At 63.5% G+C, this 20,977-nt stretch carries 16 protein-coding genes and 2 pseudogenes; 11 read left to right on the forward strand and 7 right to left on the reverse strand.

The window, feature by feature from the left end:
* The first annotated feature begins 5 nt into the window (after positions 1 to 5).
* The 5 genes from LDP01_RS13970 to LDP01_RS13990 all read left to right on the forward strand — a co-directional run bounded on the left by LDP01_RS13970 (position 6) and on the right by LDP01_RS13990 (position 8,332).
* A complete protein-coding gene (locus tag LDP01_RS13970) occupies positions 6 to 932 on the forward strand; it encodes an ABC transporter permease (RefSeq protein WP_224093294.1) in 927 nt (308 codons plus the stop codon).
* Positions 929 to 1,882, forward strand: a complete 954-nt coding sequence (locus LDP01_RS13975; protein ID WP_224093296.1) for an ABC transporter ATP-binding protein — start codon at positions 929 to 931, stop codon at positions 1,880 to 1,882. Before LDP01_RS13970 ends, LDP01_RS13975 begins: the two co-directional genes overlap by 4 nt.
* Complete coding sequence (locus LDP01_RS13980; RefSeq protein WP_224093298.1) at positions 1,879 to 2,991, forward strand: oligopeptide/dipeptide ABC transporter ATP-binding protein; 1,113 nt, start codon at positions 1,879 to 1,881, stop codon at positions 2,989 to 2,991. Before LDP01_RS13975 ends, LDP01_RS13980 begins: the two co-directional genes overlap by 4 nt.
* Entirely contained in the window at positions 2,988 to 4,556 is a 1,569-nt protein-coding gene (locus tag LDP01_RS13985) for a glycoside hydrolase family 32 protein (RefSeq protein WP_224093300.1), read from the forward strand. Before LDP01_RS13980 ends, LDP01_RS13985 begins: the two co-directional genes overlap by 4 nt.
* Before the next feature lie 113 nt (positions 4,557 to 4,669).
* Positions 4,670 to 8,332 carry a GH32 C-terminal domain-containing protein gene (locus LDP01_RS13990; protein WP_224093303.1) on the forward strand — a complete coding sequence of 1,221 codons (3,663 nt, stop codon included), beginning with the start codon at positions 4,670 to 4,672 and terminating at the stop codon, positions 8,330 to 8,332.
* 102 nt (positions 8,333 to 8,434) lie between these two features.
* Here the strand turns inward: LDP01_RS13990 and LDP01_RS13995 are convergent, their stop codons facing one another.
* Both LDP01_RS13995 and ptsP read right to left on the reverse strand, forming a co-directional pair.
* Complete coding sequence (locus LDP01_RS13995) at positions 8,435 to 8,713, reverse strand: HPr family phosphocarrier protein (RefSeq protein ID WP_224093305.1); 279 nt, start codon at positions 8,711 to 8,713, stop codon at positions 8,435 to 8,437.
* A gap of 32 nt (positions 8,714 to 8,745) precedes the next feature.
* Positions 8,746 to 10,446 (reverse strand): phosphoenolpyruvate--protein phosphotransferase, encoded by a 1,701-nt coding sequence (gene ptsP / locus LDP01_RS14000; protein ID WP_224093307.1) that lies wholly within the window; start codon positions 10,444 to 10,446, stop codon positions 8,746 to 8,748.
* A 129-nt stretch (positions 10,447 to 10,575) separates the two neighbouring features.
* Between ptsP and LDP01_RS14005 the strand changes: the two genes are divergently transcribed.
* From LDP01_RS14005 to LDP01_RS14015, 3 genes and pseudogenes are all read left to right on the forward strand, one after another.
* Positions 10,576 to 11,298, forward strand: a complete 723-nt coding sequence (locus LDP01_RS14005; RefSeq protein ID WP_224093309.1) for a TetR/AcrR family transcriptional regulator — start codon at positions 10,576 to 10,578, stop codon at positions 11,296 to 11,298.
* Positions 11,299 to 11,364: 66 nt separating this feature from the next.
* Positions 11,365 to 13,390 (forward strand): annotated as a pseudogene (locus tag LDP01_RS14010) (PTS mannitol transporter subunit IICBA).
* On the forward strand, positions 13,390 to 14,538 hold the full coding sequence (locus LDP01_RS14015; RefSeq protein ID WP_224093310.1) for a mannitol-1-phosphate 5-dehydrogenase: 1,149 nt from the start codon (positions 13,390 to 13,392) through the stop codon (positions 14,536 to 14,538). The pseudogene LDP01_RS14010 and the gene LDP01_RS14015 overlap by 1 nt, the downstream one beginning before the upstream one ends.
* Before the next feature lie 134 nt (positions 14,539 to 14,672).
* On the opposite strand, the gene cycA is transcribed toward LDP01_RS14015, so the two are convergent.
* From cycA to LDP01_RS14040, 5 genes are all read right to left on the reverse strand, one after another.
* Positions 14,673 to 16,136, reverse strand: a complete 1,464-nt coding sequence (gene cycA, locus LDP01_RS14020) for a D-serine/D-alanine/glycine transporter (protein ID WP_224093320.1) — start codon at positions 16,134 to 16,136, stop codon at positions 14,673 to 14,675.
* A 150-nt stretch (positions 16,137 to 16,286) separates the two neighbouring features.
* Positions 16,287 to 17,051 carry an ABC transporter permease gene (locus LDP01_RS14025; protein ID WP_224093323.1) on the reverse strand — a complete coding sequence of 255 codons (765 nt, stop codon included), beginning with the start codon at positions 17,049 to 17,051 and terminating at the stop codon, positions 16,287 to 16,289.
* Positions 17,048 to 17,833: an ABC transporter ATP-binding protein gene (locus tag LDP01_RS14030; RefSeq protein WP_224093325.1), complete on the reverse strand. Its 786-nt coding sequence runs from the start codon at positions 17,831 to 17,833 to the stop codon at positions 17,048 to 17,050. The genes LDP01_RS14025 and LDP01_RS14030 overlap by 4 nt, the downstream gene beginning before the upstream one ends.
* Complete coding sequence (locus LDP01_RS14035; protein WP_223934876.1) at positions 17,830 to 18,195, reverse strand: DUF1048 domain-containing protein; 366 nt, start codon at positions 18,193 to 18,195, stop codon at positions 17,830 to 17,832. The genes LDP01_RS14030 and LDP01_RS14035 overlap by 4 nt, the downstream gene beginning before the upstream one ends.
* A gap of 1 nt (position 18,196) precedes the next feature.
* Entirely contained in the window at positions 18,197 to 18,526 is a 330-nt protein-coding gene (locus tag LDP01_RS14040) for a PadR family transcriptional regulator (RefSeq protein WP_224093327.1), read from the reverse strand.
* A 139-nt stretch (positions 18,527 to 18,665) separates the two neighbouring features.
* Between LDP01_RS14040 and LDP01_RS14045 the strand changes: the two are divergent.
* The 3 genes and pseudogenes from LDP01_RS14045 (at position 18,666) to LDP01_RS14055 (ending at position 20,974) form a co-directional block, all read left to right on the forward strand.
* Positions 18,666 to 19,137, forward strand: a pseudogene (locus LDP01_RS14045) (GNAT family N-acetyltransferase).
* A 115-nt stretch (positions 19,138 to 19,252) separates the two neighbouring features.
* Positions 19,253 to 19,702, forward strand: coding sequence for a MarR family winged helix-turn-helix transcriptional regulator (locus LDP01_RS14050; protein WP_224093329.1), 450 nt, complete (start codon positions 19,253 to 19,255; stop codon positions 19,700 to 19,702).
* Positions 19,703 to 19,735: 33 nt separating this feature from the next.
* On the forward strand, positions 19,736 to 20,974 hold the full coding sequence (locus LDP01_RS14055; protein ID WP_224093337.1) for an MFS transporter: 1,239 nt from the start codon (positions 19,736 to 19,738) through the stop codon (positions 20,972 to 20,974).
* The last annotated feature ends 3 nt before the right edge of the window (positions 20,975 to 20,977 follow it).

Here is a 20,977-nt window from a genome sequence, read left to right on the forward strand (position 1 = left end):
TGATCATGACAACCGCACTTCTGAAGCAGCCAACTCCAACCCCGGCTGTCCGCAAGCCAAACCGCAGCTTCGTCCACGGGCTCCTCACCAATAAGAAAGCCATGCTGGGCATGGCCGTGATGTTCGTGTTCATCGCCCTTGCGCTGCTGGCGCCCGTGCTGTTCCCCGGCGACCCGTCGCGCATCACCGGGATGGCCTCACTGGAACCGTCTCCCGAGCATTGGCTGGGCACCACCGCCAAGGGACAGGACGTGCTCGCGCTGACCGTCCACGGCTCGCGGAGTTCCTTGTTCGTCGGGCTGACCGTAGGCTTCGCGTCCACGTTCGTCGGCATCCTCGTGGGCCTGGCCTCGGCGTACTTTGGCAAGTTCATCGACGAAGCCCTCTCCTTGGTGACCAACGTCTTCTTGCTCCTTCCCGGCCTGCCGCTCCTGGTCATCCTGGCCGCATTCCTGCCACCGGGCCTTGGCACAGTGATCCTGGTCCTTGTGGTCACGGGGTGGGCCGGTTCGGCACGTGTGCTGCGCTCGCAGGCCCTGTCCATCCGTTCCAAGGACTTCGTGGCCGCTGCCGTGGTGTCCGGTGAACGGGCGGGCCGGATCATGTTCCGCGAGATCCTGCCGAACATGGCCTCGATCGTCATGGGCACGCTGCTGGCTTGCGTCATTTACGGCATCGGAGCCCAGGCCGGCCTGGAGTTCCTGGGCCTCGGTGACGTCAGCACGGTCTCGTGGGGCAACAACCTCTTCTGGGCCGGCAATGAAGGCGCCCTGCTGACCGGTAGCTGGTGGGTGTTCGTGCCCTCCGGTGTCTGCATCGCTTTGGTCGCCTTCGCGCTGGCACTTATCAATTACGCCGTGGACGAGGTTACCAATCCGCGGCTGCGGAAAATCAAGACACCTGCAACCACCGAAAGGAGCGCCGCCAAGTGACTGTCTCCCAAGTCTCCTTCGGCTCCCACGAGCCCGTCCTGGACGTCAGGAACCTCACCGTAAAGTACGTGGGCGATACCCGCTCAACCACCGCCGTCGACCGCGTTTCCTTCAGCATCGGCACCGGTGAGGTGTTCGGGCTGGCTGGTGAATCGGGGTGTGGGAAGTCGACCATTGCCAACTCGATCATGCGGCTCCTGAAGGACCCGGCCAAGATCGCCGGCGGCAGCATCCGCTTCGGCGGCAAGGACGTCCTGGCCATGAGCCCCGAGGAGCTACGTCGCTTCCGTTGGCAGGACGTGGCCATGGTGTTCCAGTCGGCTATGAACTCGCTGAATCCGGTGCTGACCATCGGCGAGCAGATCGTGGACATCTTCACCACGCACGCCGGCTACTCCCGCAAGGAATCGCTCCGCCGTGCGGGCGAGCTGCTTGAACTCGTGAGGATCGACCCCGCGCGACTGAAGTCCTACCCCCACCAGCTCTCGGGTGGCATGCGCCAGCGCGCAGTGATTGCCATGGCCGTTGCCCTCAAGCCGTCGCTGCTGATCCTGGACGAACCAACTACTGCACTGGATGTGGTGGTGCAGCAGGAAATCATGGCGCAGATCAAGGAACTCCAGCGCGAACTCGGGTTCTCCGTCCTCTTCATTACCCACGACATGTCCCTCATGGTGGAACTCTCGCACCGCATGGCCGTCATGTACGGCGGCCGGATCGTCGAAACCGCCAAGGCGCAGGACGTCTACGCCAACCCGCGTCACCCCTATACACAGGCGCTCATGGGTGCGTTCCCGCCGCTCACTGGTCCCCGCGTTCCGCTCACGGGACTGCCCGACGGCGTGAAGTTCCGGAACATCCCGGACCTCACCGAAGTGGCGCCCGGGCACCTCGTGGCACCGTTTGGTGCCGACACTGAAGCACTTGTTCTGGAAGGAGTCGCACCATGAGCCACTCTGCACTGTCCCCTGCGATCGAAGGTTCGGCCCGCCAAGCCGCTGCTTCCGAAACACCTGCCCTCGAAGTCCGCGGTCTGGGCAAATCATTCCCCATCGGCGGCCTGTTCTCCCGGCAATCCGTCCGGGCCCTGCACGGCGTGGACCTCACCATTGGCCGCGGCGAAATCGTGGCACTCGTGGGGGAGTCCGGTTCCGGCAAGAGCACACTGGCCCGCTGTGTTGCCCGGCTCGAAAAGCCGAGCTCCGGCGCGATCCTGGTTGACGGCGTCGACGTCCTTAAGCGCGACCGATTCCAAGCGTCCCGTGCCTTCCGATCACAGCTGCAGATGGTCTTCCAGGATCCGTTCGGCTCGCTGAATCCGGCCCACAGGATTGAGCATTTCCTGCGGAGGTCGTTGGCCATCCACGGGAAGGGCGGTTCGGAGTCCCAGACCCAGCGCCGTCTTGAGGAGCTCATGACCACCGTCGGCCTGCAGGCCGACATGCTCAACTCCTACCCGCATGAGCTCTCCGGCGGGCAGCGCCAACGCGTGGCGATCGCCCGGGCCCTGGCCGTGGAGCCGCAGGTCATCCTGGCTGATGAACCCACCTCCATGTTGGATGTGTCAGTACGGATCGGCGTGCTGAATCTGATGCGCAAACTCCGCGACGAGCAAGGCATCTCCATGCTCTACATCACCCACGATCTCGCCTCAGCACGCTACTTGGCGGACCGGACCGCGGTGATGTTTGCCGGTGAGCTCGTGGAGGAAGGGGAGTCCCTTGACCTACTGGCCAACCCCGCCCACCCCTACACACAACTGTTGGTTTCTGCCGTTCCGGACCCGGCCCGCGCCGGCTCCTACGATCCCGTCCGCCGTGCTGAACTGCGGCAGGCCGTCATGGCCTCCACGGGCTGCGCTTTCGACGGCGATCCCCACCAGGCCTGCTCCGCCACCGAACCTGTACGCCATCAGGTGGGCGATCCCGCGAACCGCCACTGGGTGCGCTGCCACCTCTACCGGCCGCGTGCTGGAGCCGGCGGACACGCGCTGGCGACTGAACCCGTGGCTACCGAACCCGTGGCGACCGAAAAGACTGACAAGAAGGCTTCCGCATGACTGAACTGACCCACCCGCTCGCCACCGTGCCCCGGGACGAGCTGGTTGCCCGCGCCGAGTCCGACCCCCTCCGACCCCGCTTCCACTTCGTTTCCCCAGCGGGCTGGCTCAACGATCCCAACGGCGTGAGCCAGTGGAACGGCACCTACCACCTCTTCTACCAATACAACCCGGAGGGCGCCTTCCACCACCGCATCCAGTGGGGACACGCCACCAGCACGGACCTCGTCACCTGGACGGACCAGCCGGTGGCCCTGGAACCGTCCGCGGGTCCGGACGCCGACGGCTGCTGGTCAGGTGTGTTGGTGAACGACGGCGGTACGCCCACTTTGGTCTATTCGGGCCGGCTCGGTGAGCGCGAACTGCCCTGCGTTGCCGTGGGATCCGCCGATCTCATGAGCTGGACCAAGCTGCCCGAGAACCCGGTCATCGCAGCCCCTCCTGCGGGGGTGGACATCACAGCGTACAGGGACCACTGCGTGTGGCGCGAGGGAACCACGTGGCGGCAACTGGTGGGCTCGGGCATTCGTGGGCGCGGCGGCACGGCGTTCCTGTACGAGTCCTCGGATCTGCGTTCGTGGGACTACATCGGGCCCCTGTTCATTGGCGATGCATCCCAAGGCGATCCCGCCGATACTGACTGGACCGGGACCATGTGGGAATGCGTCGACCTGTTCAGGGCGGGTGGAGGTGCTCTGGGAGCTGACTCGCTCGGTTCTGTTCAGCCGGACGCCGATCCTGATGTGCTGGTTTTCTCCGCGTGGGACGACGGCGAGACCCGTCACCCGTTGTATTGGACCGGTCGCTATTCGGGAGATTCCTTCCAGCCTGCAGCCCTGCACCGGCTCGACTACGGCGGACGGTTCTTCTACGCTCCGCAGTCGTTCGAGGACGGGTCCGGGCGGCGCATCATGTTCGGCTGGATGCAGGAAGGGCGCAGCGACGCCGCGATGGTGGAGGCCGGATGGTCTGGCGTGATGAGCCTGCCGCGCGTCACCACCCTGGCCAACGACGGAACCCTGGCTTTTGCGCCTGTCCCTGAAGTGGAGAAGCTCCGCCGGGATCACGTCAGCGTGCCGGGACTAGTCCTGGTGGGCTCCGGCAAGCCCCTGGAGACGGGAGTTTCCGGGAACCAGCTGGACCTTGAGCTGGACGTTCAGCTGGCACCGGGTGCTGTGCTGCGGCTGGGCGTGTTGGGCTCGGAGGATGGCGCTGAGGAGACGGTAGTCCAACTAAGCCGCGATCTTGAGGGCGAAAACGGCACGCTCAAACTGGACCGCACCCGCAGCAGCCTGGCTCGAGCCGATGCGGGCCTGGCCATGGATGTGGAGGACAAGTCCGGCCCCGTCCCGATGCCCGACGGACGCGTGCGCCTTCGCGTCCTGGTGGACAGGTCCGCCGTCGAGATTTTCGCGAATGGCAAGCCGCTGACTGCCCGCGTTTACCCAACCCTGGGCGGGGAGCGCGTGACCCTCGCGGCAGCTGAGGGAACCGTCCGCGTCCTGACCTTCGACGCCTGGACCATGGCCGATATCTGGGGAGGTCCGCGCCCGCTCTTCCCCTAGCACCGCCCAAACCATCCCTCTCTCACATCCCGAGCGCTTTTCGCCGATCTTCTCTCACATCATGGGCGGTTTTGGCGAACGCTCTCTCACCCCTGAGATCAAAGGCGATCTGAATGCATCAGAGAATAGTTGCCGGCCTCACGGCCGCGGTCCTTGGTGTTGGCTTGGCTGGGACGGGGGTCACTGCTCCGGCGGTGGCCCTCGACCCCGCGCCCGTCACCCTCAACAGCACTACGAGCCCCGTTCCGGATGTCGTCGGAGTCAGTGGTTCGTGGACCCGGACAGCGCAGGGCTGGTACACCGCCGTCGCGCCTTCCGGGCAAAATGCGGCGGCTGTCAGCGAGCAGGTCGTGGCGGGAACCGTCCGCTACACGGCTTCGGTGACGGTCGACGCCGGGAGTCCCTACGGTGTTGGGGCGCTCGTCTTCCGCGCGACTCCCGACGCCGGTGCGGGTTACGCCGCGACGATCGATCCCAACCTGGACCGGGTGAGGTTGTTCGACCTCGCGACCGGACAGGACGTGGTTACGCCGGTGTCCCTGCCACTGAATTCGGGGCAGGCCTACACGGTGGATGTCCATGTGGACGGACCACGGATCTATGTTGCGATCGATGGCATCAAGAGGATTGACGCCACGGACTATCGCTACGAATCAGGCCGCGTGGGCCTGCATGCGTTCAACGGATCGGTGTCTTTCGGCACGCCCGGTGTGCGGACTATCGACGCCAACATCAGCGGCTGGGCTGTCACCGCGAACGGCTGGCAGGCCTCGGCCACAGGTTTCCGCGGTGTTGCCCCTGCGAACACCAATATCCGAGCCGTGGCCACCGGTCAGTTGCCCACAGACGTCGACTTTTCCACAGATGTTCAGGTCACGTCGCAATACGGCGTGGGCACAGCACTGTTTCGAACCAATGCGTCGGGAACGTCCGGTTACGCCGCGGAGGTCGACCCCAACGCTGGCCGCGTGCGCCTGTACCGGGTCTCGGACAACGCCACGCTCGGCACGTTCAGCACAGCCATCACCGTCAACAAGGTGTACCGCCTGCGGGTCACGGCGCTCGGCAACCAGCTGGCCGTCTATTGGCAGACCGATTTCCTGGACCCGAACGGCGTCATGCCGGCCATCACGGCCACGGATGCCGCCCATGCTTCCGGCCATGTCGGGCTGGGCTCCTACAACGGCACCGCGGTGTTCCAGAGCATGACGCTTCGAGGGCTCGAGACTTCGTTGCAGGGTTGGCGCTCGGCTGCAGGCTCCTGGGAGCCCGATGCCAAGGGCCTCCGGGCTTCAGCGGCGGATGGCACCGCGCTGAGGTACGTCCCGGCGGTGGCGTCCGACGTCGTTGCCTCCCTGGACCTGTCCGTCACCTCACCCGCCACCGCCTCAGTGGTGGTCCGCAGCGGGGCGGACGGCACCGGCGGCGTGGAACTGAGGATCGACCCCGGGGCGGGCACGGCGAAGCTCTACAACCGGACCACCTCGGCGTTGCTGCACTCCGGCAACCTTCCCTCCACAAGTTTTCAAGCCGGCCAACTCAACCGTGTCCTGCTCACTGTCCAGGGCACCGAAGCGTCTGTGCTGATTAATGGCACAGCTGTGCTAAATGGCTCTGTGCCCGCGGCATCTGGCAACGGTTTCGCCCTGTTGACCACCGGAACGGCCTGGTTCCAGAGTGTCCGCGCGGACAGCGTGGATCAGTACATGAACGGGCTCTACCAGCCGGGCTACCACTACAGCCAGAACTCGGGCAGCAGTTCGGACCCCAATGGCCTGGTGTACTTCGAGGGCGAGTACCACCTGTTCCACCAGGACCGCGGACGCTGGGCACACGCCGTCAGCGCGGATCTGATGCACTGGAAGCAGTTGCCCATCGCACTCCCGCACATGGCTGCGGGGGAGTCGTGGTCCGGATCGGCCGTGGTGGATGCCTCTGACTCGAGTGGTCTTTTCGACGGCGGCTCCGGCCTCATTGCCTACTACACCAGCTTCAATCACGACGCCTGGAACGGAAACCAGTCCGTCCGTGCGGCCTACAGCAAGGACCAAGGCCGCACCTGGCAGACCGTCCAGGCAGATCCGGTAGTGGAAAACCCGGGCGGCCCCGACGGCGGCTGGGACTTCCGCGACCCCAAGGTCACCTGGGATGCAGGGTCCAGCAAATGGGTCATGGTGGTGGCCGCCGGAGACCACATCCGCTTCTACTCCTCCACAGACCTCATCCACTGGACCTTCGCGAGCACCTTCGGCTACGGCGACTGGATCCGCGGGGGCGTGTGGGAATGCCCGGACTTCTTCGAGATGCCTGTGGAGGGACAGTCCGGGGTGAAGCGCTGGGTGCTGTGGTGGAGTACTGGGGCGGTCCGAGCCACGAACGGTTCGGCCGCGCAATACGTGACGGGTACGTGGAACGGTACCGCATTTACGCCCGACACTCCCGCTTCCCAGGTCCTGCAGGCTGACCATGGCAGGGACTACTACGCAGCGATGAGCTTCTACGGTGCGCCCGATGGCAGGCGCATCATGATCGGGTGGATGAGCAATTGGGACTACGCGTTCAGCCCGCCAACGGGCCGCTGGAACGGTCAGCTCAGCATCCCGCGCGAGCTCAAGCTTGTTGATGTTGCCGGCGCCGGACTCCGCCTGACGCAGACTCCCGTTGTGGAGGGAGAGTCTCTACGGACATCAACCTGGCAGGCCTCCGATGTCACTGTGACGCCGAGCTCGGCGAACGCGCTCACGGGAGCGTCCGGCAGGTCCTTTGAGCTCGAGGCGGAGGTCGGGATTCCCACCACCGGCGGGGCCAGCTCCTTTGCCTTCGGGCTGAGGAAAGGGGCCGGCGCCTCCGGAGCCCAGGAAACAACGGTGAAGTACGACGCCGGCCCGGGAACCTTGACGGTGGACCGTGGCACCTCCGGACGGGAGGACTTCACGAGGTACTTCGCCGGGTCTCCGGCGGACAATTCCTCGGCGCCATGGAGTTCTACTCTGGTGGGGTCCGAGAATCGAGTGAAGCTCCGGATGCTGGTGGATGCGTCCTCTGTGGAAGTCTTCGGCGGTGACGGCACGGCTGCCATCACGTCCCTGATCTTCCCGGACCCTTCCTCCACAGGCCTGTCCTTCACCGCTATCGGTGGGAACGCACGGCTGGTGTCCGTCAAAGTACACCAACTCAGCGACACGGCCCGCCTGACTACCGCGCCGCCGTCGGACGTTCTGCCTTCCACCAGTGGGACAGCACGCCACAACCTGGGCGCGTATGTCGTGGTCCCGGGCGGCAAATGGGAGAGCACAGGCGCAGGCCTGGCTGGTACGTTCGACAAAGATTCGACGGCCATGAGCGCAGCCGCGTTCACCAACGCGAGGGTGCAGGCAACGGTGCGGTTCGGCGGCGAACCGTTCAACGGCGAACTCCTCAACCGGGACCTGGCGCCGGAGAAAGGCTACGGCGGTGCAGGCTCGGTGTTGCTGAGATCCTCCGCGGACGGATCGAGCGCCTATTACGTGAACCTGGACCCCAACCTGCGCGAGGTGCGTGTGTTCAAGCTGGTCAGTGGCGTATTCACCGTCATTGCGAGCACGCCCGCAGCCCTGAGCCATGGAGTGAGCTACTCACTGGATGCCGCAGTGAATGGCAACCGGATGACGGTGTCCGTGGATGGAACGCAGCAGATCGACGTCACGGATTCTGCGCTGGTCTCCGGCAGGGTTGGCGTCAACGTGTTCGACGGACGCGCCGCCTACCAGGACGTAGTGGTGACTGCGCTGCCGTAGCTAGTCGAGCCCGATTCGATGGCTCGCTGCAGATCAGACGATTCCTACCGTCTTGTACGCAGCAAGCCATCGAATCGGGCGCCGGGCGCCGGGCACAGAAGGCTACTCCGCGTCCAAATCCGTCTCCAACAAGGCCACGAGCGCGTCCAAGGCAGCGTCGGCGCCGTCGCCCTCCGCCCGCAGCACAACAACGTCGCCCTTAGCGGCGCCAAGCGTCATGAGCGAGAGGATGCTGGCGGCGTCGAGGGCTTCATCGGCGGGTTCGCCTTGCATGGCAATGGTGACCTCCACCGGCTGCTCACCTGCCGCTTCGGCGAACAGGGCAGCGGGCCGGGCGTGCAGGCCGGAGCGGCTGGCGATGGTGGCTGTGCGTTCTGGCATGGTTTTCTCCTTATGGGTGGACGAAAAACGGGTTAGAGGCCGAGCTCTTCGAGTACGGGGAGCTTGGCCCGGACCCACTCGCGGGCCTCGGTGGCGCTGGGCGCAGTGAGAGCCAGGCGGGCGAGTTCCTGCGACTGCTCCAGGGTGACGGTCTTCAGGACAGTCCCGACGGCGGCCAGCGAGCGCGCGGTCATGGACAGCGTGCTGACGCCGAGTCCGGTAAGTACGACGGCGAGGGCAGGGTCCGCGGCTGCCTCGCCACAGACGCCCACGGGTTTGCTGCTGCCTTCCCGGCCGGATGCTTCCTGCTCTGCACCTTCCACTGTGAGCTGCACCAGCCTCAGGACAGCTGGCTGCCATGGAGTGTTCAGTTCCGCGAGGGGTCCGAGTTGGCGGTCGGCGGCCATGGCGTACTGGGTGAGGTCATTGGTGCCCAGTGAAGCGAAGCCAACTTCCCGGAGCACGGAGGCGGCGGTCAAAGCGGCGGAGGGAACTTCCACCATGACACCCGGTGTTTGGATGCCGGCAGCAGCACACAATGAGGCGAAGCGTCCGGCTTCGGCGGCTGTGGAGATCATGGGGGCCATGACCCAGACGTCGGCCTCGGATTCAGAGGCTGCCCGGGCAATGGCTTGCAGTTGGCGTTCCAAAACACCGGGCGTGGTGAAGTCCGTCCGGTAGCCGCGAACACCAAGGGCGGGGTTGGGTTCGGTGGCGTCGGTGAGGAAGGGGAGGGGCTTGTCGGCGCCGGCGTCGAGGGTTCGCAGCACTACTTTCTTGCCGGGGAACGCGTCAAACACAGCCTTGTACGCGGCGGCTTGTTCGTCGACGGAGGGCTCGGTATCACGCTCGAGGAAGCAGAACTCGGTGCGGAACAGGCCAACACCCTGGGCGCCGAGGCCAGCTGCTGCCACGGCATCCTTGGCTCCACCCACGTTGGCGAGGAGCGGGACCAGGTGGCCGTCCGCCGTCGTGCCGTTTCCGTCAAAGGCGGCGAGCGTTGCGGAGGTTTCCGCCCACGCGGTCGCTGCAGTGCGCTGCTCCTCGGACGGCGGGGCAGCCACGAGGCCGGCTGCCCCGTCCACGTAGACCTCTGTGCCATCAGCAATGGAATCAACGCCGTGGGCCGCAACAACGGCGGGCAGTCCGAGCGAGCGCGCAATGATCGCGGTGTGTGACTGCGGTCCGCCACCAGAGGTCACCAGTGCCAACACTTTGGAAGGATCCAGCGTGGCGGTATCCGCCGGTGCGAGGTCCTCTGCCAGCAAAATGAAGGGCGTCTCCGAAGAAGGGATGCCGGGCGCGGACACGCCCCGCAGTTCGGCGACGATGCGGGCGCGCACATCCAGCACGTCCGTGGCGCGTTCGGCCATGTACCCGCCCAAATTGTGCAGCATTTCCGAAACGGAGGCGCCGGCTTCCCAGATGGCCCGTTCCGCGGACGAGCCCGCATTGATGAGCTTCGCCGCGGATTTCAGGAGCATGGTGTCCTTGGCCATGAGCGCGGTGGCCTCGAGGACGGCCTTGCCGTCGCCGGAGGCGGAATCCGCGCGCCCCTTGAGCTGGTCGTGGACGGCTTGCGCTGCGGCTTTCAAGCCCGCGACGGCGTCCTCCGGACTAACGTCTGCGGCCAGCCGCTCGCCCGACGGCGGTTCACTCACCGGTTTGGGCATCTGGCGGACGGAACCAATGATGCGGCCAGGGCTTACCCCTACTCCTTGGAAATTCTGCACTGAATCCTCTGTTCCTGCGTGTTGGTTCAGACCCACCGGCGACGGCACCACGAGCCTGCGAAATTAGCCTACAAAATTCTGTTGTGAGCCACTTCATATAGCAACGCTATAGGTGCTAGGGTAGCGGTTATGAGTTTCGATGACCAGCTTCCGCCAAAAATTCGGTTGCTCCGTGCAGCTGCTGAATTGCTGGCAAATTCGGAGGGGTCAGCGGTCTCTACGCGCCAGATCACAGCGTTGGCCGGGGTTACGGCCCCAACGCTCTACCACCACTTTGGAGACAAAGAAGGACTGTTCGACGCCGTCGTTTCCGCCGGCTTTGAAGAGTACGTGGCAGGGGAGAGGGACTTTGCTCCTTCCGGGGAGCCCTTGGAAGATGTCCGGCGGATGTGGGACAACCACGTCCAGTTCGGGCTGAGCCAACCCCACCTGTATTTGGTGATGTTCGGCAATATCAGGCCGGAAAGCCGCCCAGCAATCGTGGCCGATGCTGAAGCGCTTCTGGAAGAAATGCTGAACAAGGCCGCCATCGCCGGTCAGATCAACGTGCCGCCCCGCGAAGCGGCACGAAGCATCCTCGCGGCCAACGTGGGTGTAACGCTCATGCTCATCGCCGAACCGGTGGAAGAAAGGAACCTCGAGCTCTCAACGATGACCCGGGATTCCATGATTTTCGCCGTCTCCACGGATACCGCCCGTGGCGCCGCACCGGAGGACTCCGGTAAGTCCTCCGTGGTTGTTGCGGCAATCGCCCTGAATGCGGCACTGCAGGCCTCGCATTCGGACCAACTTTCCAGCTCTGAATTGAAGCTGTTCCTTGAGTGGCTTCACCGCATTTCCAGCAGCTCCTAAGGCTGTTCTCTCTCGATCTATATCGACTGACCCCGCGCCGCTGCGGGACACACGTTAGGAATTCACATGGCAACAGAGACCGTTGCGAAGCCCCGCACAAGTGCGCGCGTAGGTGTCCAAAAGTTCGGAACCTTCCTGTCCGGCATGATCATGCCCAACATCGGCGCCTTCATCGCCTGGGGCCTCATCACTGCCCTGTTCATCAAAGTCGGCTGGATTCCAGTCCCGGAGCTGGGTGGCTTCGGCACGAATGCCGAGGGCGCACCCAACGTGGGCATCGTTGGCCCCATGGTCACGTATCTGCTCCCGATCCTGATTGGCTACACCGGCGGCAAGATGGTTTATGACGTCCGCGGTGGCGTCGTTGGAGCCATCGCGACCATGGGCGTCATTGCGGGTACAAGTTCTCCGATGTTCATCGGCGCAATGATCATGGGTCCGCTGGGAGGCTGGACCATCAAGCAGCTCGACCGGCTCTGGGACGGCAAGATCCGTCCCGGCTTCGAGATGTTGGTGAACAACTTCTCGGCCGGTATCTGGGGCGCAATCCTGGCTCTGGGTGGGTTCTATGGCCTCTCCTGGCTGGTCAAGCTCTTCACGGCGGGCGCCGGAAATGTGGTCCAGTTCCTGGTCAACAATGGCCTGCTACCGCTGACCAGCATCTTCATTGAGCCCGCCAAGGTCCTCTTCCTCAACAACGCCATCAACCACGGCGTGCTTACGCCGCTGGGCATCCAGCAGTCGCTGGAGCAGGGCAAGTCCATCCTGTTCCTGCTCGAAGCCAACCCGGGGCCGGGCTTCGGCATCCTGCTGGCGTACATTTTCTTCGGCCGCGGCGCTGCACGCGCTTCGGCTCCGGGTGCTGCCATCATCCACTTCTTCGGTGGTATCCACGAGATCTACTTCCCGTACGTCCTGATGAAGCCGATCCTCATCCTCGCTGCCATCGGCGGTGGCATGACCGGCATCGCAACCCTGGCGATCACCAACTCCGGCCTTGTGGCTCCGGCCGCCCCGGGCTCGATCCTCGCAGTCATCTTCCAGACGTCGCGGGACAGCTACGTCGGCGTGATTCTGGCTGTGGTGCTGGCAACCACCGTTTCCTTCCTCATCGCTTCTTTGATCCTTCGTACATCCAAGAACAAGGGCGAGGATGACCTCTCCGCCGCAACGTCCCGCATGGAAGCCATGAAGGGCAAGAAGAGCTCCGTCTCATCGGCGTTGGTGGGCGACCGTGAAGGGCCGCAGCGACGTTGCCGTGCTGACCCGGCCGGTTCAGAACATCGTGTTCGCCTGCGACGCCGGCATGGGCTCCAGTGCCATGGGCGCCTCGGTGCTGCGCAACAAGATCAAGGCAGCCGGCTTCCCGGACGTCAAGGTCACCAACTCCGCAATCGCCAACCTGAGCGATACGTACGATGTTGTGATCACGCACCAGGACCTCACGGAACGCGCCCAGCCGAAGACATCCAGCGCGGTGCACTATTCCGTGGATAACTTCATGAACAGCCCCAAGTACGACGAAATCGTGGAGCTGGTCAAGACGAGCAACACCGAAGGTCCGGCCGCTGCCCATCCAACCGGCGCAGCAGAAACAGAAGCAGCAGCAGCCGCCGCCCACGGTGCGCATGCCGCTGAGCCTCCTGCCGCCGTCGGGGGTAAAGAAGTCCTGCTCCCCGAAAGCGTTGTGCTGAACGGAACAGCGCACGACCGTGATGCTGCGATCGACGAAGCCGGGCAGCTCCTGCTTGACCGCGGTGCCGTGGATGTCAGCTACGTCCATGCCATGCACGAACGCGAGGAATCCGTGTCCACCTACATGGGCAGCTTCCTGGCGATCCCGCACGGCACCAACGATGCCAAGGAGCACATCCGGCACTCCGCAGTTTCCATCGTTCGGTACCCCGAGGGCATCGACTGGGGTGGAAAGCAAGTGAAGTTCGTGGTCGGCGTCGCTGGCCTCAACAATGAGCACCTCCACATCCTGTCCTCGATCGCCAAGATCTTCACCAACAAGGCCCAGGTGGCCCAGTTGGAGGAAGCGACCACCGTTGAGGAAGTGCTGGAGCTGTTCGGAAAGGTCAACGCATAGTGAAGGCAGTCCATTTTGGGGCAGGCAACATCGGACGCGGCTTTGTGGGGCTGTTGCTGCACGAAGCGGGCTACGAGGTGGTGTTCGCCGATGTTGCGGACGCACTGATCAGCCAGCTGGCCTCCGCGAGCAGCTACGAGGTCCATGAAGTGGGCGAGAACCCCGCGGTCAAAACCGTGGACGGGTTCCGTGCGCTGAACTCGAGCACGCAGGAAGCCGCCGTTGTGGAGGAAATCTCGACGGCGGATGTGGTCACCACCGCGGTGGGGCCACACATCCTGAAGTTCGTGGCACCCGTGATCGCGCGCGGACTCGCAGCCCGCGAGCCCTCGTTGCCGCCGCTGCAAGTGATGGCCTGCGAGAACGCCATTAACGCCACGCACCTCCTGCAAGTGGAGGTCCGAGCGGCCTGGGACGACTCCGCAGCTGATTTGGACTCCGTGGCTGTGTTCGCCAACACGGCAGTGGACCGTATTGTCCCGAACCAGGCGCCGGGCCAAGGACTCGATGTCACGGTGGAGACGTTCTACGAGTGGGTCATCGACCGCACGCCGTTTGGTGACCATGTCCCCGCAATTCCTGGAGCTACGTTCGTGGACGAACTTGGCCCGTACATCGAGCGCAAGCTGTTCACAGTGAACACCGGGCATGCATCTGCTGCGTATTTCGGCTACGCGGCGGGCCTGGAGAAGATCTCCGATGCCATGGCCGATCCCTCCGTGGCCGCGAAGGTCAGGGCTGTTCTTGAGGAGACAAAGGAACTGCTGGTGGCCAAGCACGGATTTGTGGAGGCCGAGCAGGAAGCGTACGTGCAGAAGATCCTGTCCCGCTTCACCAACCCGTACCTGCCCGACACCGTGGTCCGCGTCGGCCGGGCACCGCTGCGGAAGCTTGGCCGGCACGAGCGGTTTGTTGGCCCGGCGGCTGAGCTCGCCGAGCGTGGCGTCACGCCGGTCGCGTTGCTGGAGGCGATGTCGGCCGCCCTTCGTTTCGACGACGGATCCGACGACGAAGCCGTGGAACTCGCAAACATGCTCTCCGAGCTGGACGCAGCTGCCGCCGTCGAGCGCATCACCGAACTTCCGCCGTCGCACCCGCTGTTCCCGGCGATCCAGAAACTGATAGAGGACCGCAAAGCCGAAGCCTAGTTCCTCTCTCCACAAATGGTTGACGGTGAAGGCGGGTGAGACTGACCGCTAAGCGAGAGAGCGTCTATGGGGCTGCGGCGTGGTGGGCATCGCGAAGCGGGCACAGCCCCATAGACGCTCTCAGAGCGCCGCGGCTACTTTGTGGCTGCCGCGGTTTCCGCTTCAGCCATCGCCTTCCATTCGGCCACGCGGGCCTGGTGCAGCGGCGACTTACGCACGACCGCATAGGCGATGCCGAGAATTGCGAACCAGATAGGCGTCACCAGCAGGGCCGTGAGAGTGTCCGGCTGCGTGGTGAGAGCCCAGACCAGGAACGCGAAGAACGCGAAAACAACCCACACCATCGGGATGCCGCCAGGCATCCTGAACGTTGACGCCGCGTGCTGCTCCGGGCGGCGCTTGCGGTATACGAGGTAGCTGGCCAGGATGATCGACCAGACGAACATGAAGCAGACAGCGGACACCGTGGTCACCATGTCGAACGCGGCGCCGACGTCTTTGCCTGCGTAGAGGAGTACGACGCCGGCCAGCAGCAGAACGCAGGACAGGAACAGTGCGTTCTGGGGTACTTTGCGGCTGGAGAGCCGGCCGAAGACCTTTGGTGCGTCGCCGTCGTTGGCCAGGCCGAAGACCATGCGTGACGTCGAGTAGATGCCTGAGTTGGCAGAAGACATGGCAGAGGTGAGCACCACGAGATTGACCACAGTTGCCGCCATGCCGAGGCCGGCCAGGGAGAACATGGCGATGAACGGGCTGTGTCCTGCCTTGAACTCAGTCCACGGGGTGACGGACATGAGGATGATGAGCGCACCTACGTAGAACAGCATGACGCGCAGGGGGATCGCATTGATGGCGCGGGGAAGGTTGTGCTCAGGGTTTTTGGTCTCGGCTGCTGCCGTGCCCACGAGTTCGATGCCCACAAACGCGAAGACTGCGATCTGGAAGCCGGCGACGAAGCCCATGAATTCCTTGGGGAAGAACCCGCCATGGCTCCACAGGTTGGTGAAGCTTGCGGTTCCGGCGTTGGACTGGAAGCCGGTGAAGATCATGACCAGGCCAACGACGATCAGCGCCACAATGGCCACGATCTTGATGAGCGCGAACCAGAACTCGGTCTCGCCGAATGCCTTCACGGTGGGGAGGTTCAGGAGGAGCAGGATGATGATGGTCGCAATTCCCGGGACCCACAGTTGAACGCCTGGCCACAGCTCATTGGCATAGCCGGCGATGGCGATGACGTCGGCCACGCCTGTGACCACCCAGCAGAACCAGTAGGTCCACCCGGTGAAGAAGCCTGCCCAGGGGCCGAGGAGATCGCCGGCGAAGTCGCTGAAGGACTTGTAGTTCAGGTTAGACAACAGAAGCTGGCCCATGGCGCGCATGACGAAGAACAGCATGAAGCCGATGATCATGTACACGAAAATCACGGAGGGTCCGGCGACGGAGATGGTTTTGCCCGAGCCCATGAAGAGTCCGGTTCCGATGGCGCCGCCGATTGCCAGGAGCTGGATGTGGCGGTTGCTGAGCGAGCGTGACAGGTGGGGCTCGCTGTCCCTGCTGGACGCGCGGAGTTGCGCTTGTGTTGTCTGGTCGGACATTAGTTCAAGAACCCTTCGAAGAGCCCACCAAAATGGTGACGGCCGTTACAAATCTGTTTCGATAAAGCTATAGCTAATGTCTGACCAATGGCTAATCGGCTCTCACGGCGAAAGCTCCCCTGTGGAAAAGGGGAGCTTAGGCCGGGGGGATTAGGCCATCTTCCGCCGGTAAGCGGCCATTGCGAAGGCGAAGGCCAGGACCAGGATGCCGAAGCACCAGGCCAGCGCAATCCAAATGTCGCTGCCCACCGGCTGTTGCGCAAACAGCGCGCGGATGGAGTTCACGATCGAAGTCACTGGCTGGTTCTCGGCGAACCAGGCCACCGGGCCCGGCATCGTCGCAGTCGGCACGAAGGCCGAACTGATGAACGGCAGGAAGATCAGCGGGTAGCTGAACGCGCTGGCGCCGTCGACGGTTTTCGCGGAGAGCCCTGCGATCACGGCCAGCCAGGTCAGGGCGAGCGTGAACAGGATCAGGATGCCGGCGATTGCAAGCCAGGTGCCCACGGATGCTCCGGTGCGGAACCCCATAAGGAGGGCCACTCCGACGACGATCGCGACCGAGACGAGGTTGGCCACGAGCGAGGTGAGCACGTGCGCCCAGAGCACGCTCGACCGTGCGATCGGCATGGACTGGAAGCGCTCGAAGATGCCGCCCTGCATGTCGAGGAACAGGCGGTAGGCGGTGTAGGCGATGCCGGAGGCAATCGTGATCAGCAGGATGCCGGGAAGCATGTAGTTGATGTACGACTCGTCGGATCCGGTATTGATCGCACCGCCAAGCACATAAACGAACAGCAGCATCAGCGCGATCGGCGTGACCGCGGTGGTGATGATCGTATCGGGGCTGCGCAGGATGTGGCGCAGCGAGCGGCCGGTGAGGACGCTGGTATCGCTGAGGACGTGGGTGCTCATCGGGATGCCTCCTGTTCTTTCTGCTCTTCAGCCGTTTCGCCGACTAGCGCCAGGAAGACGTCTTCGAGCGAGGGCTGCTTCTCGACGTACTCGACCTCGGCCGCCGGCAGCAGCCGCTTGAGCTCGTCGAGCGTGCCGTTTTGGATGATCGTGCCCTTGTGCAGGATCGCGATTCGGTCAGCGAGGTGCTCGGCCTCGTCGAGGTATTGGGTGGTGAGCAGCACTGTTGTGCCGTTCCGGGCGAGATCCTTGACGGTCTGCCAGACCTCGAGGCGGGCTTCGGGGTCCAGGCCTGTGGTGGGTTCGTCCAGGAAGATCACCTTCGGCTGCCCGATCAGGCTCATGGCGATATCCAGGCGGCGACGCATGCCGCCGGAGTACGTCGCCACCTTGCGGGACCCCGCTTCGGTGAGGCTGAACTGAGCCAGCAACTCATCTGCGATCTGAGCCGCGTTTTTCAGGTGACGCAGTTTCGCCACCAGAATCAGGTTCTCCTTGCCGGACAGCACCTCGTCCACTGCCGCGAACTGCCCGGTCAGGCTGATGGACTGCCGTACCTGGAGCGACGCGGTAGCAACGTCAAAACCCTCGACGGCGGCAGTGCCGGCATCCGCTTTGAGCAGGGTGGACAAGATCTTCACCATGGTGGTTTTGCCTGCTCCGTTGGAGCCGAGGAGGGCGAAAATGCTGCCCGACGCCACCTCGAAGTCCACGCCGCGCAGAACATGCAGATCCTTGTACGACTTCTCGATGCCCTCTACCCGGATTGCGGTAGCAGTCATGATTCAGCCTCCTTCGCTTTATCAACGGCCTTCGTGAGACGCTCGCGTTCCTTATCAATCCAGCGCTTTCCGCCGTATGCCTGGGCAAAGGCCTCGGCGAACTCGATGGGGTCCTCGCCGACGATCTCGCTCACAGGCGTGCCGTCGATTGCGGCGCGTTCCCATAGGTCGGCGAGGTCGGTGAACATCTGCACGATCGTGTCCCCCTCGGTGACCCCGCCGTAGTACATGAAGTACCGGTTGAAGGCGTTCGCCACGGAGGAGTAGGGCTCAGGCAGCGCATCCAGCCGCGCCTTGGCCTGCTTGTACTGCTTCTTCTGCTCGAGCGATCCGGTTACCAGCTCGATCCACTTTGCTGCCATGTTAATTTCCTCCCTTGCGGAGCTGTTCAAGCCGTTCGGACAAGAAGCTCCATGTGTTCCAAAATTCGTTCAGTTCTTTTTCGCCCTGCGCGTTGAGGGTGTACACCTTGCGGGGTGGCCCCTTTTCGGATGGTCGCTTTTCGACGTCCACCAGCCCTTTTTGTTCGATCCTGACCAGCAGTGCGTACACGGTGCCCTCAGCGATCTCGGTGAAGCCCTGCGCCCGGAGCAGCGTTGTGATTTCGTATCCGTACGCCGCCTTTCCGGTGAGGAGGGCCAGAACAATGCCCTCCAACGTGCCTTTGAGCATCTCTGTCATTTGCTTGCCCATCGGACACCTCCTTCACTACTCAGTATTACTAGCTACCACTACATAGTAGAACTAGGTACCGGTACTTAGCAATACTGAGTTCTGATCAAAATGGCATGCTGGGGTGGTGACCCCAGACTCTGCCGCCATGCCCGCCCTGATGACTGCCGACGTCGGCTCCGGAACCTTTAGTCTTCGGCGCGCCACTAAAGCCGACTTGCCGCGCATCCTTGCGCTGCTGATTGATGACCAATTAGGTGCCGCGCGTGAAAATCCGGACGACCTCGTGCCTTACGAGCTTGCTTTTGACGCTATCGACGGCGACCCGGCCCACCTCTTGGTGGTGGGCGAACTGAACGGCGACGTGGTGGCCACTTTCCAGCTCAGCTATCTCCCGGGCCCTGTCCCGCAAGGGCTCTTGGCGGGCGCAGATCGAAGCCGTGCGGGTTTCCGAGGTGCTCCGTGGCCAAGGCGTAGGCGCGCTCATGATCCAGTGGGCCATCGACCAGGCCCGGGACCGTGGCTGCTCCCTGGTGCAGCTCACCACGGACAAGTCGCGCGTTGCTGCGCACCGTTTCTACGAACGGCTGGGCTTCGTCGCGAGCCACGAGGGCATGAAGCTCACGCTTTAACCCGACTGAGTCGCATTTGTGCGCGTTTTCAGGGCTCTAAACGCGCTCACCTGCGACTCACTTGCGTGCTGCATCGCTTGACTCTTAGGTATCCTAACTATTAGGCTACCTAAGTATGACGAGCACTTCGGCTTTAGACCCACGGCTTCTCCATATTGCTCAGGAATTTCGCGAGTCACTCCGCCTTGGCGTGTACATGTTCCGCCGCCTGGATCCGGAGGGTGAACTCACCGCAGCGCAGCTCAGCCTGCTGTCCATGATTTCCGACGGCGGACTCCGCGTGGGTGACATCGCCAAGAACCTGGGGATCAAGGTCCCCAGCGCCACAGAGCAGATCATCAAGCTCGAACGCTCAGGGCTCGTCAGCAGGCAGCCTGACGTCAACGATTCCCGCGCCGTCCAGGTGATCATCACCAAAGCCGGGCGGGCCGCCGTCGAGTCCGCCAACCAGCGTCGAAACGCGATGGTGGCCGGGCTGCTGCAGGAGCTAAGCAGCGACGAAGTTGAGCAACTCGCCGCGGCGCTCCCTATCATCAGCAAGCTCAACAGCTCATTCCAGAACTAACCAGAACCCAACGCACCGACAAGGAGCCATTGAATGTCACGCCAGCTGGCTGACGCTTCAGAAAGCGCCGAGACAACTACTGAATCAACCCTTGAGGCTGAAAAGGCTTCATTCCTCAGGCAGCCGAAGGCCGTGTGGGCCACTGCGCTGGCTGCCGTGTTCGCGTTCATGGGCATCGGGCTCGTTGATCCGATCCTTCCGGCCATAGCCAAGAACCTTGAGGCCTCCACCAGCGAAGTTTCCTTGCTTTTCACGAGCTACTTCCTGGTGACTGCGATTGCGATGTTGATCAGCGGCTTCGTGTCCTCGCGCATCGGCGGTAAGAAGACGCTACTGATCGGGCTGGCAGTGATCGTGGTGTTCGCATCGTTGTCCGGCCTGTCTGGCAGTGTTGAGCAATTGGTGGGTTTCCGTGCTGGTTGGGGACTGGGGAACGCCCTGTTCGTCGCGACGGCCTTGGCCGTGATTGTTGGTGTGGCCAGCGGTGGGACCGGAACGGCCATCATTCTCTACGAAGCGGCGCTCGGCCTGGGCATCTCACTCGGCCCGCTTCTTGGGGCATTGTTGGGCGGCTGGCAGTGGCGGGCACCGTTCTTCGGAACCGCGGTCCTCATGGCTGCAGCCTTTATCGCGCTGTTGGCTTTGCTTCCCAAGACGCCCGCTCCTGCCAGGAAGTCACGTCTGTGGGATCCGCTTCTCGCGCTGGGACACAAGGGCCTCAGCACGACGGCAGCAAGCGCCCTGTTCTACAACTACGGCTTCTTCACCATCCTCGCCTTCACGCCTTTTATCCTCGGCATGGACGCATACGGCATCGGGGGAGTGTTCTTTGGTTGGGGCGTTGCCGTTGCCGTGTTGTCGGTGTTCGTAGCTCCCGTGCTGCAGAAGCGTTTCGGCGCTGTGAAGGTCCTGACCGGCACTTTGGCCGCGCTCATGCTCGACCTCATCGGACTGGGATTCGCTGCCGGGCACTCGGTGACTGTCGTCGTCGTGCTTGTGATCGTGGCGGGCGCCCTGCTGGGCATCAACAATACGATCTACACAGAGCTGGCCATGGGCGTCTCCGATTCGCCGCGACCCATCGCCTCGGCCGGCTACAACTTTGTGCGTTGGATGGGTGGTGCGCTGGCTCCGTTTGCGGCAGCGCAACTGGGTGAGCACTTTGGCCCCCAGGTGCCCTTCTTCGCCGGTGCTGTTGCCATGGTGATTGCGATTCTCATTGCCTTCGGAGGCCGCGGGTACCTGAAGTCGCACGAGCCGCACCTGGTGTAGATG

Origin of the sequence: Arthrobacter sp. StoSoilB13 (assembly GCF_019977255.1) — a bacterium.
GTDB lineage: Bacteria > Actinomycetota > Actinomycetes > Actinomycetales > Micrococcaceae > Arthrobacter.

Excerpts from the sequence above, each read along its gene's own strand:
- LDP01_RS14050 (WP_224093329.1), top strand. The coding sequence starts at position 19,253 with ATGACGAGCACTTCGGCTTTAGACCCACGGCTTCTCCATATTGCTCAG.
- LDP01_RS14035 (WP_223934876.1), bottom strand. The coding sequence starts at position 18,195 with ATGGCAGCAAAGTGGATCGAGCTGGTAACCGGATCGCTCGAGCAGAAG.
- LDP01_RS13990 (WP_224093303.1), top strand. The coding sequence starts at position 4,670 with ATGCATCAGAGAATAGTTGCCGGCCTCACGGCCGCGGTCCTTGGTGTT.
- LDP01_RS14040 (WP_224093327.1), bottom strand. The coding sequence starts at position 18,526 with ATGGGCAAGCAAATGACAGAGATGCTCAAAGGCACGTTGGAGGGCATT.
- LDP01_RS14055 (WP_224093337.1), top strand. The coding sequence starts at position 19,736 with ATGTCACGCCAGCTGGCTGACGCTTCAGAAAGCGCCGAGACAACTACT.
- LDP01_RS13985 (WP_224093300.1), top strand. The coding sequence starts at position 2,988 with ATGACTGAACTGACCCACCCGCTCGCCACCGTGCCCCGGGACGAGCTG.
- LDP01_RS14005 (WP_224093309.1), top strand. The coding sequence starts at position 10,576 with ATGAGTTTCGATGACCAGCTTCCGCCAAAAATTCGGTTGCTCCGTGCA.
- LDP01_RS14030 (WP_224093325.1), bottom strand. The coding sequence starts at position 17,833 with ATGACTGCTACCGCAATCCGGGTAGAGGGCATCGAGAAGTCGTACAAG.
- LDP01_RS13980 (WP_224093298.1), top strand. The coding sequence starts at position 1,879 with ATGAGCCACTCTGCACTGTCCCCTGCGATCGAAGGTTCGGCCCGCCAA.
- LDP01_RS13995 (WP_224093305.1), bottom strand. The coding sequence starts at position 8,713 with ATGCCAGAACGCACAGCCACCATCGCCAGCCGCTCCGGCCTGCACGCC.
- LDP01_RS13970 (WP_224093294.1), top strand. The coding sequence starts at position 6 with ATGACAACCGCACTTCTGAAGCAGCCAACTCCAACCCCGGCTGTCCGC.
- cycA (WP_224093320.1), bottom strand. The coding sequence starts at position 16,136 with ATGTCCGACCAGACAACACAAGCGCAACTCCGCGCGTCCAGCAGGGAC.
- LDP01_RS14025 (WP_224093323.1), bottom strand. The coding sequence starts at position 17,051 with ATGAGCACCCACGTCCTCAGCGATACCAGCGTCCTCACCGGCCGCTCG.